This is a genomic window from Duganella sp. GW821-FHT07G03, from assembly GCF_059418605.1.
Genome location: NZ_JBWKQE010000020.1, coordinates 75,807 through 92,154, shown reverse-complemented (window position 1 = coordinate 92,154; position 16,348 = coordinate 75,807). Strand labels below are relative to the sequence as shown.

14 protein-coding genes are annotated in these 16,348 nt (G+C 62.5%); 12 read left to right on the top strand and 2 right to left on the bottom strand.

Annotated elements, in window-relative coordinates; all coding sequences use genetic code 11:
• Positions 1 to 12 precede the first annotated feature (12 nt).
• From AC07OK_RS22680 to AC07OK_RS22670, 3 genes are all read left to right on the top strand, one after another.
• Positions 13 to 1,674: an esterase/lipase family protein gene (locus AC07OK_RS22680; protein ID WP_494692408.1), complete on the top strand. Its 1,662-nt coding sequence runs from the start codon at positions 13 to 15 to the stop codon at positions 1,672 to 1,674.
• A 98-nt stretch (positions 1,675 to 1,772) separates the two neighbouring features.
• Positions 1,773 to 2,750 carry a T6SS immunity protein Tli4 family protein gene (locus AC07OK_RS22675; protein ID WP_494692407.1) on the top strand — a complete coding sequence of 326 codons (978 nt, stop codon included), beginning with the start codon at positions 1,773 to 1,775 and terminating at the stop codon, positions 2,748 to 2,750.
• Positions 2,751 to 3,017, top strand: a complete 267-nt coding sequence (locus AC07OK_RS22670; protein ID WP_494692406.1) for a PAAR domain-containing protein — start codon at positions 2,751 to 2,753, stop codon at positions 3,015 to 3,017.
• Between the two features lie 26 nt (positions 3,018 to 3,043).
• Here AC07OK_RS22670 and AC07OK_RS22665 read toward each other — a convergent pair whose 3' ends face one another.
• Positions 3,044 to 5,890, bottom strand: a complete 2,847-nt coding sequence (locus tag AC07OK_RS22665; protein ID WP_494692405.1) for a bifunctional diguanylate cyclase/phosphodiesterase — start codon at positions 5,888 to 5,890, stop codon at positions 3,044 to 3,046.
• A gap of 285 nt (positions 5,891 to 6,175) precedes the next feature.
• Between AC07OK_RS22665 and AC07OK_RS22660 the strand changes: the two genes are divergently transcribed.
• Entirely contained in the window at positions 6,176 to 7,018 is an 843-nt protein-coding gene (locus tag AC07OK_RS22660) for a PEP-CTERM sorting domain-containing protein (RefSeq protein WP_494692404.1), read from the top strand.
• A 1-nt stretch (position 7,019) separates the two neighbouring features.
• Here the strand turns inward: AC07OK_RS22660 and AC07OK_RS22655 are convergent, their stop codons facing one another.
• Positions 7,020 to 7,769, bottom strand: coding sequence for a spermine/spermidine synthase domain-containing protein (locus AC07OK_RS22655; RefSeq protein WP_494692403.1), 750 nt, complete (start codon positions 7,767 to 7,769; stop codon positions 7,020 to 7,022).
• A 136-nt stretch (positions 7,770 to 7,905) separates the two neighbouring features.
• Here AC07OK_RS22655 and AC07OK_RS22650 point away from each other — a divergent pair, with 136 nt between their 5' ends.
• From AC07OK_RS22650 to AC07OK_RS22615, 8 genes are all read left to right on the top strand, one after another.
• On the top strand, positions 7,906 to 8,181 hold the full coding sequence (locus AC07OK_RS22650) for a hypothetical protein (RefSeq protein WP_020705967.1): 276 nt from the start codon (positions 7,906 to 7,908) through the stop codon (positions 8,179 to 8,181).
• Positions 8,182 to 8,194: 13 nt separating this feature from the next.
• Positions 8,195 to 9,370: a GGDEF domain-containing protein gene (locus AC07OK_RS22645; RefSeq protein ID WP_494692402.1), complete on the top strand. Its 1,176-nt coding sequence runs from the start codon at positions 8,195 to 8,197 to the stop codon at positions 9,368 to 9,370.
• Between the two features lie 123 nt (positions 9,371 to 9,493).
• A complete protein-coding gene (locus tag AC07OK_RS22640; RefSeq protein WP_494692401.1) occupies positions 9,494 to 10,948 on the top strand; it encodes a Ppx/GppA phosphatase family protein in 1,455 nt (484 codons plus the stop codon).
• A gap of 15 nt (positions 10,949 to 10,963) precedes the next feature.
• Complete coding sequence (locus tag AC07OK_RS22635) at positions 10,964 to 11,761, top strand: substrate-binding periplasmic protein (RefSeq protein ID WP_494692400.1); 798 nt, start codon at positions 10,964 to 10,966, stop codon at positions 11,759 to 11,761.
• Positions 11,762 to 11,786: 25 nt separating this feature from the next.
• On the top strand, positions 11,787 to 14,429 hold the full coding sequence (locus tag AC07OK_RS22630; protein ID WP_494692399.1) for an ATP-binding protein: 2,643 nt from the start codon (positions 11,787 to 11,789) through the stop codon (positions 14,427 to 14,429).
• Positions 14,426 to 14,803 (top strand): response regulator, encoded by a 378-nt coding sequence (locus AC07OK_RS22625; protein ID WP_494692398.1) that lies wholly within the window; start codon positions 14,426 to 14,428, stop codon positions 14,801 to 14,803. The genes AC07OK_RS22630 and AC07OK_RS22625 overlap by 4 nt, the downstream gene beginning before the upstream one ends.
• Before the next feature lie 64 nt (positions 14,804 to 14,867).
• On the top strand, positions 14,868 to 15,467 hold the full coding sequence (locus AC07OK_RS22620; protein ID WP_494692397.1) for a hypothetical protein: 600 nt from the start codon (positions 14,868 to 14,870) through the stop codon (positions 15,465 to 15,467).
• 107 nt (positions 15,468 to 15,574) lie between these two features.
• Positions 15,575 to 16,348: a GNAT family N-acetyltransferase gene (locus AC07OK_RS22615; protein WP_494692396.1), complete on the top strand. Its 774-nt coding sequence runs from the start codon at positions 15,575 to 15,577 to the stop codon at positions 16,346 to 16,348.

Sequence of the window (16,348 nt, the reverse complement as noted above, 5' to 3'; positions counted from 1 at the left end):
TAGGAAAATCTCATGGCGACGTCTGGAAACAAGAGCGAGCCCACACGACCTCTGCTCACCCCGTACGAAGACAACGAGGGAAATCTTCGGGCTTTTGCTCCACTATCCCCCAAGGGAAACAAAACTCGCGGGCGTCTGCCGGTGCCGCCATTGAAAGTCATGCCGGTTATTGTTGTTGCAGGAATTATGGGAAGTAATTTGCGTGCCAATACTAATCCTGCTGTCAAGAAAAACGGGGAGCTCAAGCCAGGGGAAGCCGCTTGGAGGCCACCGAATGGAACAAGTGAAGGATTGGGCGAGGCGAAAAAGTGGAAGACTCGCAGCCCGGCGGTTCGTCAGAAGATATTGGATCCAAACACTTTAGAGGTGGATCCGAATGGATCTATTCCGATAGGAATGCCATCTCCATATTTTGTGTGGGACGAAAAAATAGCAAAGGAGCGCGGATGGGGGGAGATTCACGCGAGCAGCTATGGTCCATTGCTTACTACTTTGCAGCAAAACCTGAACACGACGTATTGGTCTGTTTGGGGAAATCCCTCTTTGGAAGATAGTTGGAGCCAGTTGAACGTGTATGACCGGTCGAGGTGGGGTATCGGCAAAGAAGGCATCGGCGCAGCATTGACCGATGAGGAAATGAAGAAGTTTGCTCAGTTTCATTACCCTGTTTACGCCTTTGGATACAACTGGCTGAAATCGAACGAGTTTTCTGCCGAAGCGCTCAAGACTCGCATTGAAGGCATCATTGCTTATTGGACTGAGAGGAAGCGGGAATGCAGTGGCGTTCTCCTGGTAACGCATTCGATGGGCGGACTTATTGCTCGAGCCTGCGCAAAGAAAATACCTTCGCAGATCACTGGAGTCATACATGGTGTGATGCCCGCGCTGGGCGCACCGGCCTGTTATCGTCGCTTAGCCTGTGGCACTGAATCTAGCAGTCCTAGCAACGGCTTCATCGACAACATGAAAGCAGATAAATTCGCGGAGATTGCAGGTCAAACTATCGCAGAAACCACTCCGGTTTTATCCACAGCTGCTGGCCCTCTAGAGCTGCTTCCGAATCATCTCTATCCCAGGCCTTGGCTCTTCGTTGAGGTCAAATCGGCTCAGAAGAAAAGTGAGGTCGAGGCGCTTCCTGTGAACGACCCCTATGATTTGTATGCGGATTTTACCTCGTGGTATCGAATGATTGATCCTGCGTTTGCCGACCCTGCTAAGAAATTCAAGAGCGGGTTGCTGCGTACAATTAAATCGGCTATAAGCCAGGCAAAGCGGTTTCATATGGAGGTATTGGGTGACTACTACCATCCAAACACATTTGCGTTCTACGCTGATGATAGAACCAAACTTTCGTTTGGGGCCTGTAGGTGGGTAGTGAGTTCCCCATCCTTTAACTTTTCGGCTGATCAATTGAATGGTGCCAAGCCACATAGCTATGCGGTTGGGGGAGGACGAAATGTAGAGACTGAGGTCGGCACCATTGTTGGACTGCGACCGGCAGTACAGGATACCCCAGGTGATGGAACTGTCCCTGCACAGTCTGGCGCCGGTCCGGAAGGGAAGATTAGACAAGTGTTTCGTACACAAGGCTACTCTCATCAAGATAGCTACAGTAGCCCGGGCATGCTTTCCTTGACCCTGCATTTGATTGTCAAGTTAGTACAAAATGCATGAAAATTTTCTCTCTTAATAATCGGTCTTGGCTAGTATGCGCGATAGCTTGCTGCATGTTAGCTATGGCTTGGGCAAACCACAATGTCAAGGTCAGAAAAATGGAAGAGCGTATCAAACTCTTGAAGATGAAGACAGTGTGTGTAGGACGTTTTCTGCTTGACGTGCCTAATAGCGCGGTGATCTCGTATCGAGGTGCTTCATTGTCAGGCTGGGAGATCGCTTCATGGGGCGAAACCGATGAGGAATTTCTGAGCCGTCTGAACACTCAGGAAACTCAGCTTAAAGAACAAAAAAACAATAGGGGTGGAGTATCGTTGGAGCGGGTTAAAGAAATCAAGAACAATGAGATGCGTGGACGAGTATTAGTTTTTAATCGCAATTGGTTGGACGGATACGAAAATAGAAAAAAAACTGTTGAGCAAGTTGTGTCGATCCGAGCCTTCGTTCGTTCGCACGAAGTGACCTATGAGTTCAATGCCGAAAACCGATTAGACGAAGATGTGGCAGAACTTGAAAAAATCATAGAACAGTTAAGGTGGAGAGGCGAGCATGAAATTCCAGAGCACGAAGGATTTTGCTTTGATCGTGGAATGCTAGTTGAACCTCTCACTGCGGACCAAGCCGAATACACGGGGATATTTTTAGGCCTGAATGAACACCCGGACATTGCCATTGCGTTCACGACGATGGCGGGTATCGATCCAGGGAAGACTCTGTTGCAACGGGATTCTGCAAACGATGTAAAGCAAAAGTATAGAAGTCGATTTCACGTTTTGCGTGAAGGGCCACGAAGTCTGACCGACATACCTGGCGAAGAAGTACTGGAGCGTGTTGATGAACCCAATGGCAGTACTCTGCAGGGCTTCATGTGGGAGTCTTTGGGTAAGCAAGATGATGTCTATCTTCCAAGCCTGATACTGGAGTTTGATACCGGCCATGGTCAACCTGGAAAACCGATAAATTCCAGTATGTCTGACGCAGAAGCTCTCGCGTTATGGGACAAGATTTCCTCCAGTCTGCGCCGACGGCCTATTGGCGCGGCAAAGCCGTTGGTTATTTCAGATAAGGAGGGTTAAATGCCAAATGTCATTCGGTTGGGGGATACTACCTCACACGGCGGCCAAGTTGCAGAAAGCGGCGCGCCCCATATCACCGTTAGCGGCAAGCCTGTGGCGCTAGTTGGCGATAAGTGCACTTGTCCTATCTATGGCCATCAAAATTGCACGATCGTGAGCGGCAATGCAAAGCACACTGTCAATGGCAAAGCGGTGGCATACGATGGCGACAAGACAAGTTGCGGCGCCACGCTGATCTCAACGATCGGCACGTTCTCCTCAAAATAGAATCTGTTTCCCCGATCAAGCGATGATCAGGTCGCATGAGCGAGTAGCAGATTTCTGCCCTCGACCAGCATCTGCTCAAAAGCCGCCACCGGCACCGGCTGGCTGAAGTAATAGCCCTGGATTTCATCGCAGCCATTGCGCCGCAGGTAGTCCAGCTGCGCCTCGCTCTCCACGCCTTCCGCGATCACCCGCAGCTTGAGGTTGTGCGCCAGCGCGATGATGGAGACCACGATGGCCGCCTCGTCGTCGGCGCCGATGTCGCTGACGAAGGAACGGTCTATCTTCAGCACGTCGATCGGGAACTTGCGCAGGTAGGAAAAGCTTGAATAACCCGTGCCGAAATCGTCGATCGACAAGGCCAGCCCCAGCGCCTTGAGCTTGTGCAGCAACTCCACCGCCAGCGCCACGTCGTTCATGAACAAGCCCTCGGTCAACTCGATATCCAGGCAGGACGGTGGCAGGCCGGTCTGCTCCAGCACCTGCGCGATCGACGCCAGCAGGTTAGGCTCGCCGAATTGGCGCGGAGACAGGTTGACGGCGATCCGCAGCGGACCAAACCCGGCATCCTGCCAGGCCTTGGCCTGCGCGCAGGCGGTGGCCAGCACCCAGGCGCCGATCGGCACGATCAGGCCGGTCTCCTCGGCCAGGCCGATGAAGCGGTAGGGCGCCACCATGCCCAGCTCGGGATGCTGCCAGCGTATCAGCGCCTCCATGCCGACGATGCGGCCGCTGCGCAAGTCCACCTGCGGCTGGTAGTGCAGCACGAATTCATCACGCTCCAGCGCGCTGCGCAGCGCCGTCTCGATGCGCACCCGCTCCAGCGCCTCCTCGTTCATGGCCGGTTGATAGAACTGGGTGTTGTTGCGGCCCAGCTTCTTGGCGCGGTACATGGCGATGTCCGCGTGCTCGATCAGGCGCTGCGCCGGCGTGCCGTCCGGATCGTAGACCGCCACCCCGATCGAGCAGGTGACGAAGAACTCCTTCCCCTCCAGCAGCACCGGCTGCGCCACCGCCCGCATGATGCGCTGCGTGACGTCCAGCGACAGCGCCTCGTCCGGGTATTCGGTCAGGATGGCGACGAACTCGTCGCCGGACATGCGCGCCACGGTATCGCTTTCGCGCACGCTGTCTTGCAGGCGCTGGGCCACGGTCTTGAGCAGCAGGTCGCCGGCCTTGTGGCCCAGGCTGTCGTTGACGAACTTGAAGCGGTCGAGGTCGATCAGCATCACCCACAGCGGGATGCCGCTGCGGTTGGCGAAGGCGGCCGCCTGCGTCAACCGGTCTTGCAGCAGCACGCGGTTGGGCAGGCCGGTCAGCACGTCATGGTGGGCGATGTGGTGGATGCGCTGCTCGGACAGCTTGCGCTCGGTGATGTCGGTGCCGGTGCCGCGATAGCCCTTGAACCCGCCATCCTTGTCGAACAGCGGCTCGCCGCTGATGCTGAACCAGTGCAGCTGGCCGTCGGTGCCGGGCAGCGCGTAGTCGAAGTTGAGGAAGGGCAGGTGCGCTTCCAGCAGCGCGATATGGTCCTGGCCCCAGCGCGCCTGCAGCATGTCGGGATGGTTTTCCCAGCGCGTCTTGCCCATGAAGCTGTCCGGGTCCTGCTTGCCCTTGTCGAAGAAGCCGCCGGTGATGCTGGTGAAACGGAATTGCTCGTCCTGCTCCCAATACCAGTCGGACGACAGCGCCAGCAGGCGGCGGAAGCGCAGCTCGCTTTCCTGCAAGGCTTCCTCGGTGCGCTTGCGGGCGGCGACGTCCTGGTTCAGGCGTTCATTGCTCAGTTGCAGGGCGCTGGTGCGCTCGTCGACCAGCCGCTGTACCCGCACCGAGCGCAGCGCCAGCGAGTTGACGAAGGCCGCCGTCAGCAGCGAGAACAGCAGGCCGCCGATCAAGGTCGACAGCGAACCCAGGTGGCTGGCCAGGAAGGGGCGCGGCAACGGCGTCACCTGCACGTGCCAGGCCTTGCCGGCCGCGCTGAAGGTGCTGGTGTAGAGGTCGTGGTAGTCGAAGGCCAGCCAGCGCTGCAAGGGCTTGGCCGCCGCCGTCTGCTCGCCCGGCTGGCCGAGGCTGTAGATCAGGTTGTCCGGCCGGACATCGTCGCCGACGTAGACCCGCACCACCAGCGAGGCGTCGTCCAGCAGGTCGGCGCCAAACAGGATTTTTTGGATCAGGTCGGTGGAGCGGATGACGGCGCCGGTGTTGCCTATCCAGGCCGCGCGCCGCTGCGCCGCCGTGGCCGTTTGTGCGCCGGGACGGTAGACCGGCATCAGCAGCACGAAGCCCTTCTGATTGCCCCGTTCCTGTTCCAGCCGCAGCAGCGGCGTGGCCATGATGGCGCCGGCCGCCACCGCCTGGTTGATGACGTTGGACATGGGACCGAGCGACATCACGTCCAGCCCGAACGCCGCCTCGTTGCCGGACAGCGGCTCCAGGTAGTCGACGATCGCATGCTGCGGGCGCGACGACAGCGGCAGGTGGCGGCCGTCGAACATGGCGTAGCCGGGATAGCGGTCTTGCATCGCGGCGACCTGGCGGCGCGCGGCGTCGTCGTCCAGCACGCGGTGGTAGTTGAAAGCTTGCACAAAAGGATAGCGCGCCAGCAGCGGCCGGGTGAAATCGCCGAACTGCTCGCGGCTGACCGGGCCCACCGACTTGACCAGGTCGTTGAGGATGGTGACCAGCTCCAGCGTGTCGTCCAGGCCGCGGCGGATGGCGGCCGCCCGCACTTGGGCGCGCTGCTGGAAACTGAGCTCCATTTTGCCGTACTCCAGCGCGCTGACCGCGACGAACAGCATGCCGGTGACCGCCATCCCGGTGACCAGTGTCAGCGTCGCGGCCAGCGAAAACGGCGGTGACTTGGAGAACAGCGGCATGCGGCGCTTTCTGGGTGGGGACGGCAGGGCTGGCGGGTCAATCTAGTGTGTCATAACTCATGCTTTTGCGACAGTTATTTGGGCCGCTTGGACTGCAGGGATTGTCTTATGCAAGCCACGGTAAAAATAAATCTTGCGGTTGATGCAATATGGTCGGGAATTTTGACAGATGGTTTGCGCGCGACGCTGGCCCCCCTGCGAAGTCTGCAGTGGCACGAAGTATGCAGGGTCCCAGGTGATGTTGGGACAGCCACATTCCGTGGAATTATCAGGAGGAGAAAAACCATGAACACCATCTGTAGCTTGTGCTTGCCGACGGCAGCCTTGTTGGCGGGATTGATCGTCACAACACCGGCATTGGCCGGCCCGGGCGGGGATATTCCTTGCGGGTCCAAGGCCGGCGTTGTCCGGGAACGTACCATCAACCCTTCCAACTTTGAGGTCCGCATCACAGACCGCGACGGCAACGTCCTGGTGCCGCAGCCAGCCGGTTTTCCCGTTTTCGCCAAAGGCAAATTGCTGGCCGACGGCACCTTTGGCGCCGACGTGGCGATCCGGGCCTTCCCGTTTGCCTGCGACGTCAAAAATAGAACCTTTGCTTTACGCAAGAAAAAGGCCGGCCCCCTTGCTGCAGATCTGGACCCAGAGGTTGCCGAAATGGCGGACCTCAGCCTGGAGGCGATTCAGTTCGATGGCGTCAGCGGCACGTACTCCCTGGAAGACCTGTTCGGACGCCTGCAGGTCGATCTGGGCAGCGGCGTTTTCCTGACCATGCCCGACCTCTACGCCGATACCAATGGCGACGGCGTGATCGGCGACGGCGACCTGCTCTATAGCATGGTCGACATCAACACCTACCTGACGGCGCCGCCAAGTTTCAAGCTGGGCGATACCTTAAACATCGTCAATGGCCGCGTCGCCGGCCTGCCCGGCATGAAGTTCAGCACCACGCCGTTCGAATTCGACCCTGTTGCCGGCTTCGACAATGGAACGCCCTTTACCGGCCTGGGGGATGTTGAGAGTCTGCACGCCGTGGCCGCGGTGCCCGAACCGGGCACCCTCTGGCTTTGCTGCGCTGCCGTGGCCGGCGTGGCAGTTTCCCGCCGCCGCCAAGCAAAAACCGGCTAGATCAAGCCGGGCCGCCCCAGCTCAGGCGCAGCACGATCCAGTGCGCCAGCAGGCGGTTGAACAGGGCGAAGCCCAGGCCGTGGCTGCGCGCCACCTTCTGCTGCATGGCCAGCGCCGGCGACGGCTTGCCGCCCTTGACCGCGAACAGGATGCGGTTGTTGCCGGCGATGCCGCGGAACCAGCAGATGCGGCCCTGGAAGGTCTCGCGCAGGCGCCGCAGCATGGGGCCGTACTGCGGATCGTAGCTGAAGATATTGGCCACCAGCACGCCGCCGGGCCGCAGCGCGCGGCGGCAGTCGGCGTAGAAGGCGGCGCTGCCCAGCGCCGGCGGCAGGCCTTCGGCGTCGAAGCCGTCCACCAGCAGCACGTCGGCGGCGCCGGCCAGGCCGGCCAGGTATTCGGTGGCGTCGGCCTGGATGATGCGGAAGCGGGTGTTGTCGCGCGGGATGGCGAACTGCTCGCGCAGCGCGATCACGTCGGCGCGCAGCTCGAGCACCGTGATGCGGCTGTGCGGCAGGTAGCGGTAGCAGAACTTGGCCAGCGAGCCGCCGCCCAGCCCGACCATGACGATGTGCTCCGGCCTGGGCTGGAACAGCACAAAGCACATCATCGCGCGCGCGTAGCTGAGCACCAGCTCGTCCGGCCGCGACAGCCGCATCTCGCTCTGGACCATGCCGGGCTGGAATTCGAGCGAGCGCTTGTCGCCGCGCGTATGCACTTGCGGCAGGTGGGAGGACGGGGGTACAGTCATATTGTGGATTTGCAATGTCAATTTATAGTAGCATGCCGGCCAGTAAGCCACATTGCATTTACAGAAGCAACATTTGTAGGTACATTGGCGATAGCATAGGCCAGCCCCTCCGGCGGCCCCCTTGGAGACAGAGACGATGTTTTTAGACCACCCCACGCTTACCGCCACCAACAGCTTTACCGAACCTGACCGCATGGAGCGCCTGCTGCGCGTGTACGGCTACGTGGTGGCGCTGGCCGACATGGCCGGCAAGCCGGCCTTTATCGAAAAAGTCAGCCAGCTGCACGACCACAAGGGCACGCTGATCGTGTTCTGGCACGACGCGCCGACCGACGACGAGAAGGCCTATTTCTCCCAGGCCTGGGCCAGCAAGATGGGCGACGGCAGCACCAACGTCGAGCACGAGGTCTGACCCGCCCCAGGTCATGGATATAAAAACTTTGGTACTGGCGCTGGCGCTGGGCAATCTGAGCCTGTGCGCGGCGCTGTTCTTTTTTGAGCAGCAGCGGCGCCGCGACGGCCTGCCTGCGGCCGCCGCCACCTGGGGCATGGCCAAGCAGTGCCAGGCCGTGGCCTGGGGCCTGCTGTTCCTGCGCGGCACCCTGCCGGACTTCCTGACCATCCCCTTCGCCAACGCCTTGCTGTTCGCCGGTTTCGCGCTGGACGCCTCGGCCTTGTGGGAGCAGGCCGGCCGCCGCGTCTGGCGGCGCTACCTGCTGCCGGCGCTGGGCGCGGCGATCGGCGTGTTCACCGGCGCCTGGCTGCTGGAGCTGCCGGCGCCCGAACGCATCGCCATCGCCTCGCTGATCATCGGATTCTTCTTCATCGCCGGCGCCGCCGCGCTGGGCCGGGGCTGGAGCGCCGGCACCTTGCTGCGGCGCTATCTGGTGCTGTCCTCGCTGCTGCTGGCGCTGGCCGTGATGGCGCGCGGCCTGCTGACGGCGCTGCTGCCGGACGGCTGGGGCTGGGTCAGCCCGGCCATCATCCAGGGCGTCGGCATCGCCGCCCTGTACATGATGATGCTGGGCAACGCCTTCGGCTATCTGTTGCTGACCCGCGAGCGCCAGCAGGCCGAACTGGCGCGGCTGGAAGTGGTCGACGCCCTGACCGACGTGCCCAACCGGCGCGGTTTCTACCAGACGCTGACGCCGTGGATCGCGCTGGCGCGCCGGCCCGGCATGCCGACCGCGCTGATCGTCCTGAACCTCGACCATTTCAAGCGCGTCAACGACAACTACGGCCATCCGGTGGGCGACCTGGTGCTCAAGGCCATGGTCGACGTCTGCAAAAAGCAGCTGCGCGACAGCGACCTGATGGGCCGCCTGGGCGGCGCCGAGTTCGCCATCCAGCTGCCGCGCACCTCGCTGGAGGATGCGCTGACGGTGGCCGAGCGTATCCGCAACGCCGTCGCCGCGCAGCCGGTCAAGGCGGAAAAAGCCGTCATCAACATGACCGCCAGCCTGGGCGTGACCACCCTGCGCGCCGACGACACCACCGTCAGCCTGTTCAAGCGCGCCGACGAGGCGCTGCAACTGGCCAAACAGGCCGGCCGCAACCGCGTGGTCGAGGCGCAGACCGGCGCCGGCGCGCTGGAAGCCTGATTTGCTGCGCCGCTGTCATCAGCAGGTAACAAACTGCGCCTATCGTGATTATAATCATGTAAATCGTTTAGTTTGATTCACCCGCGAGCCTTCGTTGCCGTTTGCCGAGAGAGGCTTCCAAATATGTACGCAGCAGTAGATCTGGGTTCCAACAGTTTTCGCCTCCACATCGGCAAGCATGACGGGGAGGCGATCCGCGTCCTGAAATCCGTGCGCGAGCCGATCCGCCTGGCCGCAGGGCTGGACGACAAGGGCAACCTGACCCCCGCCGCCATGCAGACCGCGCTGGCCTGCCTGAAAAACTTCCGCGCCGTGCTGGCCGCCTACAAGCTCGATGGCGTGCGCGTGGTGGCCACGTCGGCCATGCGGGTGGCGCGCAATTCCGCCAGCTTCCTGCCCGAAGCCGAACTGGCGATCGGCTATCCGATCGAGATCATCTCCGGCGAGGAGGAGGGGCGCCTGATCTACATGGGCGTGGCCAACGCGCTGGCGCTGGCCGGCGAACGGCGGCTGGTGATCGACATCGGCGGCGGCTCCACCGAGTTGATACTGGGGCGCGGCCAGGAAATCGAGCGGGTCGAGTCGTTCAGCGTCGGCACGGTCAAGCAAAGCCTGTCGTTCTTCATCGGCGGCCGGGTCGACGCCGCCTCCTACGAAGCGGCCATCCTGTCGGCGCGCAGCCATTTCGAGGATGCGGCGCCGCCTTTCCACCCGCAATACTGGCGGCAGTGCTACGGCTCCTCCGGCACCGCCCGCACCATCGCCGACATCATCGTCAAGAACGGCATTGGGCGTGAAGTCAATCTCGACACGCTCACCGCGCTCAAACAGCGCTTCATCGAATTCGGCCACGTCAGCCGGATCGAGATGGCGGGCCTGCGCCCGGAGCGCGCCAGCACCATCATCGGCGGCCTGGCGATCCTGATCGGCCTGGTGCGCGAGCTGGACATCCCGGTGGTGCAGCCGATCGAGGCTGGCCTGCGCATGGGCGTGATGTGGGACTTGCACCTGCGCTCGACCAAGCGTGACCGCCGCGAACAATCGGTGCAGGCCTGCGTACTCAAGTTCCATTGCGACGAACGGCGCGCCAACCGCGTGGCCGACGACGCGCTGGCGCTGTATGTGCAGACCAAGCCGACCAGCGACCAGTACACCCGCCACCTGTACTGGAGCGCGCTGCTGCACGAAATGGGCATGGTGGTGTCGCACACCGGCTACCACAAGCACGCCGCCTACATGATCGAGAACGCCGACCTGCCGGGCTTCACGGCGCGCGAGCAGAAGACCATGGCCCGCCTGATCGCCGCCCACAAGGGCAATCTGCGCAAGGTGGCCGACGCGCTGGCGGAACCGGATTTCGTCAAAGCCGTGGTGGCGCTGCGGCTGGCGGTGCTGTTCATGCACTCGCGCATGGACATCGACTTCACGCTGATCAAGTTGCGGATGAAGAGCCGCATCGAGCTGGAAATCCGCCGCGAATGGATCGGCGACCATCCCACCCTGTCCTACTGGCTGGAGAAGGAACAGGAGCAGTGGGATGAAGTTGGGGTAGACTTCAGCATACGCACCATCGGCTAAACTCTGGGGAGGGCTATGACGAAGGACGGCATCTATCGCAGCTGGGCGGGCGTTTGCGCGCTGCTGGCGCTGGTGCTGCCGGCATCCCCGGCGGCCGGCGCCGCCGGCAAGCAGGAAACCGTGATCCTGTGCTTCGAGCAGCAGGACGTGCGCCCGTGGCGCACCGAGCAGGGTGGCGGCCTGAATTTCGCGCTGCTCAAGATGGTCGAGCAGCGGCTCGACATCCGCTTCGATTACCAGAGCATACCGTGGAAACGCTGCCTGGCCGAACTTAAAGCCAACGCCGTCGACGGCGCCTTCGCCGTCAGCTACAAGCCGGACCGGCGCGAGCTGGGCGAATACCCCGGCGGCCAGCAGATCGACGCGAGCAAACGCATGCACATTGACAGCTACATGGTGGTCCGCAAAAAAGGCAGCAAGGTCGAATGGGACGGCAAGAGCTTCCATAACCTCGACGGCGCCATCGGTTTTCAGCTTGGCTACTCGGTGGGCGACGTGCTGCGCGCGCAGAACGTCGAAGTGGACGAGGGCAGCCAGCGCGCCGACGAACTGGCGCGCAAAGTGATCGCCGGCCGGGTGGCGGCGGCGGCCATCGGCGGCAGCGACGCGCACGGCCTGATGAACGGGGCGCTGGCGCCGCAGCTGGAGGAACTGCCCATCCCCATCATCGAAAAACCCTACTTCCTGATCCTCTCGCACGGCATGCTGGCGGCGCGGCCGCAACTGGCGGAACGCATCTGGCACGCCATCGAGGAAGCCCGCAACAGCGCGGCCTACCGCAAGCTGGAAGCGGCCGAAGGAGTTCGTCATTGATGCGCCGGAGCCGGAGCTGAACGCGGTGCCGGCTGCGGCGCTGAGCGGCGGTCCGCTGGCGCGCCTGCGCAGCGCATGGCGCCGCGACATCCTGCTGCGGCTGGGCTTCGGCATCTTCGTCTCGGTGGCCGTGTCCACCGCCATCTACACCACCTACGTGATGCAGACGCTCAAGAGCGAAGCCGAACAAAATATCCGCGAACGCGCCGAACGGCTGGCGGCGGTGCTGTCGCAGGCGCTGGCGCGGCCGCTGTTCGACATCAACGGCGCGGCCGTCTCCAGCGTGGTCGACGCCTCGGGCGCCACGCCGGAAGTGCTGGTGCTGCGGGTGCTGGCGCCCAACGGCGCGGAGCTGGCCAGCTACGTCTCGCCGCTGCGCGAACCGGTGGCGGCGATCAAGGTGCATCGCGACATCAGCTTTACCGACGCCCGCCGCACCTATCCGGTCGGCTCGATCGACCTGGCCTTTTCGCGCCAGCAGATCGACCAGGACCTGCGGCGCCAGATCTACAACACGGTGGCCGCCAACCTGCTGCTGGCGCTGGGCATCGTGCTGTCGATCCTGGTGGTCGGACGGCGCGCGGCGCGGCCGTTCGCCGACATTCAAACCGGCCTGGAAAAACTGACGCGCGGCGAGACCGACATCAAGTTGTCCGGCATCGGCCGCGAAGACCAGGTGGGCCGCCTGTCCGGCGCCGTGCTGCGCTTCCGCGACACCTTGACCCGGCTGCGCGACGCCGAGCAGGAGCTGCGCGAGTTGAACGGCGAGCTGGAATTGCGCATCGCCGCCCGTACCGGGGAGCTGACCAGCTCCATGCAGCAGCTGGGCGACAGCCAGGCCAAGCTGCAAACCATCCTCGACACCGCGCTCGACGCGGTGGTGCGCATGGACCTGGCGGGCCGCATCGTCGGCTGGAACGCGCAGGCCGAGCGGATTTTCGGCTGGAGCCGCGACGAGGCGCTGGGGCTGGCGCTGGACAAGACCATCATCCCGGCGCGCTACCGCTACGACCACCGGCGCGGCATGCAGCGCTACATGGCCGGCGGCGGCGCCGCCCCGGTGCTCGACACACGCATCGAAGTGGTGGCGCTGCGCCGCAATGGCGAGGAGTTCCCGATCGAGCTGGCGATCACCCAGGTCAAGTCGGAGGGGCAGGACAGCTTCGAGTTCTGCGCCTTCATCCGCGACATCAGCGACCGCCGCGAGCGCGAGCAAAAACTGGTCAACGCCAACGTGGCGGCGGAGGCGGCCAACATCGCCAAGTCCGAATTCCTGGCCAATATGAGCCACGAAATCCGCACCCCGATGAGCGCCGTGATCGGCATGGCCTACCTGGCGCTGCGCACCGAGATGTCGCCCAAGCAGCACGACTACATCAGCAAGATCCACCGCGCCGCCTTGTCGCTGCTGGGCATCATCAACGACATCCTGGATTTCTCGAAGATCGAAGCGGGGCGGCTGGAGGTGGAGGCGATCCCGTTCGCCTTGGAGGATGTGCTGGCCCATGTCTCCAGCGTGACCGCGCAGCGCGCCGCCGACAAGCACCTGCGCTACCTGGTCTCGAGCGCGCCCGAGGTGCCGCGCTACCTGGTGGGCGACCCGCTGCGCCTGGGGCAGGTGCTGGTCAACCTGGCCAACAACGCCGTCAAATTCACCGCCGAGGGCGAGCTGGAACTGCGCTGCGAAGCCAGTCGTGTCGACGACCGGGAAGGCAAGGCCACGCTGCGTTTCTGTGTGCGCGACACCGGCATCGGCATGACCCAGCAGCAGAAGGCTAGGCTGTTCCATGCCTTCAGCCAGGCCAACGGTTCGACCACGCGGCACTACGGCGGCACCGGCCTTGGGCTGTCGATTTCGCAGCAGCTGGTGCGCCTGATGGGGGGGCGCATCGAAGTCGAGAGCGAGCTGGATCAGGGGTCGCGCTTCCATTTCGAGCTTCAGTTCGCGCTGTCCGACGTGGCGGCGGTGGCGGTGCAGGCGGCAGTGCATCACGGGCCGGTGGGCGACCTGACGCTGCAGGCCTCGCCGCGCCGCGCGGCGCGCATTCTGCTGGCCGAGGATAGCCCGGACAACCAGGATGTGACGGTGGAGTTGCTGGAGTTGCAGGGCATCGTGGTCGACGTGGTGGCCAATGGCCGCGAGGCGCTGGACCGCTTGCAGGCCGCCGATCCCGGCGCCTATGACCTGGTGCTGATGGACCTGGGCATGCCGGTGATGAACGGCCACGAAGCCACGCGCCTGCTGCGCCAGGACAGCCGTTTCAGCGAGCTGCCGGTGATCGCGCTGACCTCGCGCGCGCTGGCCGGCGTGGAGGCGCGCTGCATGGCGGAGGGCATGCAGGACTACATCACCAAGCCGGTCGATCCGCAGCGGCTGTACAGCGTGTTGTCGCGCTGGCTGGGCGTGTCGATGAAGGCGCTCCCGCCGCTGCCGCCGCGCGCCGACGCGGACCTGGTCGATCCGAACCTGGCGCTGGCTGAACTGCGCGGCCTGCTGGCGGACTTCAGCGGCGACAGCGTGGATTATTTCGGCAGCGTGCAGGCATCGCTGGCGACGCTGCTGCCGCCGGTGACGATGACTCGCCTGGCCGGGCATATGATGCATTACGAATTCGAGGCCGCCGGAAAACTGCTGGCGGCGGTCGTGCGAGAACTGGAGGAGCCATGAACGGAAAAATCAGCCGGCCGACGATTCTGATTGTCGACGATACGCCGGACAACATCACGCTGCTGTCCAATCTCCTGAAGGACAAGTACAACACCAAGGTCGCGACCAGCGGCGCGACGGCGCTGCAAATCGTCGCCGCCTCGCCGGTGGACCTGATCCTGCTCGACATCATGATGCCGGACATGGACGGTTTCGAGACGTGCCGCCGCCTCAAGGCCGATGCGCACAGCAACGCCATCCCTGTGCTGTTCCTGACGGCTAAAAGCCAGTCCGACGACGAGGCCAAGGGGCTGGCTTTGGGTGCTGTAGATTTCTTGCGTAAGCCCGTCAATCCCGACGTTTTGTTTGCCCGCGTCGCTCTGCATTTGCGCTAGGACAAGCAAAAAAACCGTAAATGATATATATTGTTTATATTGTTGATTAATAAATGGAGTTGGTATGAACAAATCTGTCAATGGCGTGCTGAATGGTAAAGAACCTGCGCTGCCGAAAAAACCTGTTGTGAAAGCACCTGCCAAAGCTGCCGCCAAGCCGGTGGCCAAGGCCGCAGTCAAGCCGGCCGCACCGAAAGCCGCAGTCAAGCCAGTCGCAGCGAAGGCCGTACCTAAAGCCGCCGCCAAGCCAGCCGCCGCCAAGGCCGCGCCGAAAGCAGCACCTAAGGCCGCCGCCAAGCCAGCCGCCAAGCCGGCACCTAAGGCCGCACCAAAGGCCGCTGCCAAGCCAGCACCTAAGGCCGCACCTAAAGCCGCACCTAAGGCCGCACCTAAGGCCGCAGCCGCCAAGCCGGCGCCAGTGGATGCCGCCAAGGACAAAACCCGCAAGGAAAAACTGGTGCGCGACAGCTTCACCATGCCGGAACAGGAATATGCGGTGCTCGGCCAGGTCAAGAAGGCTTGCCTGAAGGCCGGTTTCGAAATCAAGAAAAGCGAATTGCTGCGTATCGGCGTGGCCCTGATCAGCCAGATCGACCTTGCCACGCTGCAAAATGTGTTGGCAGGCCTGCCGCAACTGAAGACCGGCCGCCCAAAGAAAGCCTAATTAAAAAACAACACTTCGGCTTATGTCACGGAACTGACACCACGATGTCATTTTCCTGAAGTATTCGACCGTTACGCTTGCTTCGTCTCCCACAGAAAGGATGAAGCATGCAAACCTCGATCATACAAGCCGACGTGCGAGCAGCGTCCGGTAAGCTGGTACTCAGTATGGCAAGCACACCGGAAGAGCTGCGCGAGGTACAGCGCCTGCGCTACAAGGTGTTCATCGAAACAATGGGATTGAGTTCGCTGGTCCGCGAAGATGGCCTGGACAGCGACGAATTCGACGAACACTGCGATCACCTGATCGTGCGTGATTCGAGCACGCTCAGGGTGGTGGGCACCTACCGCCTGCTGAGCGCATCGCGCGCCCGCAAGCTGGGCCGCGTCTACTCCGAAGGCGAGTTCGACCTGGGTCGCCTGAACAACCTGCGTGGCCGCATGGTGGAAGCGGGCCGTGCCTGCATCCATCCCGACTACCGTGGCGGCAGCGTCATCATGCTGCTGTGGTCCGGCCTGGCCGAGTACATGCGCCGCGAGAACTGCGACTACCTGGCCGGCTGCGCCAGCATCAGCCTGGCCGATGGCGGCCACAATGCGGTCGCCGTCTATCAGTCGCTCGCTGGCGCCCACCTGGCGCCGTCCGAATATCGCGTCACCCCGCACCTGCCGTTCCCGTTCTCGAAACTGGAAGCCGCGCAGAAGCCGCAAGTACCGCCGCTGCTGAAGGGCTACGTGCGTTCGGGCGCCTGGATTTGCGGCGAGCCGGCCTGGGATCCTGATTTTGAAAGCGCCGACCTGTTCCTGCTGCTGCCGTTGGCGAACCTGGATGGCCGCTACGCCCGCCATTACGGCGTGGCCGGCGAACAGCTGGCTGCGTGA

Coding starts and splice junctions, on each gene's coding strand:
- AC07OK_RS22680 (WP_494692408.1), top strand. CDS start 13: ATGGCGACGTCTGGAAACAAGAGCGAGCCCACACGACCTCTGCTCACC.
- AC07OK_RS22675 (WP_494692407.1), top strand. CDS start 1,773: ATGGAAGAGCGTATCAAACTCTTGAAGATGAAGACAGTGTGTGTAGGA.
- AC07OK_RS22670 (WP_494692406.1), top strand. CDS start 2,751: ATGCCAAATGTCATTCGGTTGGGGGATACTACCTCACACGGCGGCCAA.
- AC07OK_RS22665 (WP_494692405.1), bottom strand. CDS start 5,890: ATGCCGCTGTTCTCCAAGTCACCGCCGTTTTCGCTGGCCGCGACGCTG.
- AC07OK_RS22660 (WP_494692404.1), top strand. CDS start 6,176: ATGAACACCATCTGTAGCTTGTGCTTGCCGACGGCAGCCTTGTTGGCG.
- AC07OK_RS22655 (WP_494692403.1), bottom strand. CDS start 7,769: ATGACTGTACCCCCGTCCTCCCACCTGCCGCAAGTGCATACGCGCGGC.
- AC07OK_RS22650 (WP_020705967.1), top strand. CDS start 7,906: ATGTTTTTAGACCACCCCACGCTTACCGCCACCAACAGCTTTACCGAA.
- AC07OK_RS22645 (WP_494692402.1), top strand. CDS start 8,195: ATGGATATAAAAACTTTGGTACTGGCGCTGGCGCTGGGCAATCTGAGC.
- AC07OK_RS22640 (WP_494692401.1), top strand. CDS start 9,494: ATGTACGCAGCAGTAGATCTGGGTTCCAACAGTTTTCGCCTCCACATC.
- AC07OK_RS22635 (WP_494692400.1), top strand. CDS start 10,964: ATGACGAAGGACGGCATCTATCGCAGCTGGGCGGGCGTTTGCGCGCTG.
- AC07OK_RS22625 (WP_494692398.1), top strand. CDS start 14,426: ATGAACGGAAAAATCAGCCGGCCGACGATTCTGATTGTCGACGATACG.
- AC07OK_RS22620 (WP_494692397.1), top strand. CDS start 14,868: ATGAACAAATCTGTCAATGGCGTGCTGAATGGTAAAGAACCTGCGCTG.
- AC07OK_RS22615 (WP_494692396.1), top strand. CDS start 15,575: ATGCAAACCTCGATCATACAAGCCGACGTGCGAGCAGCGTCCGGTAAG.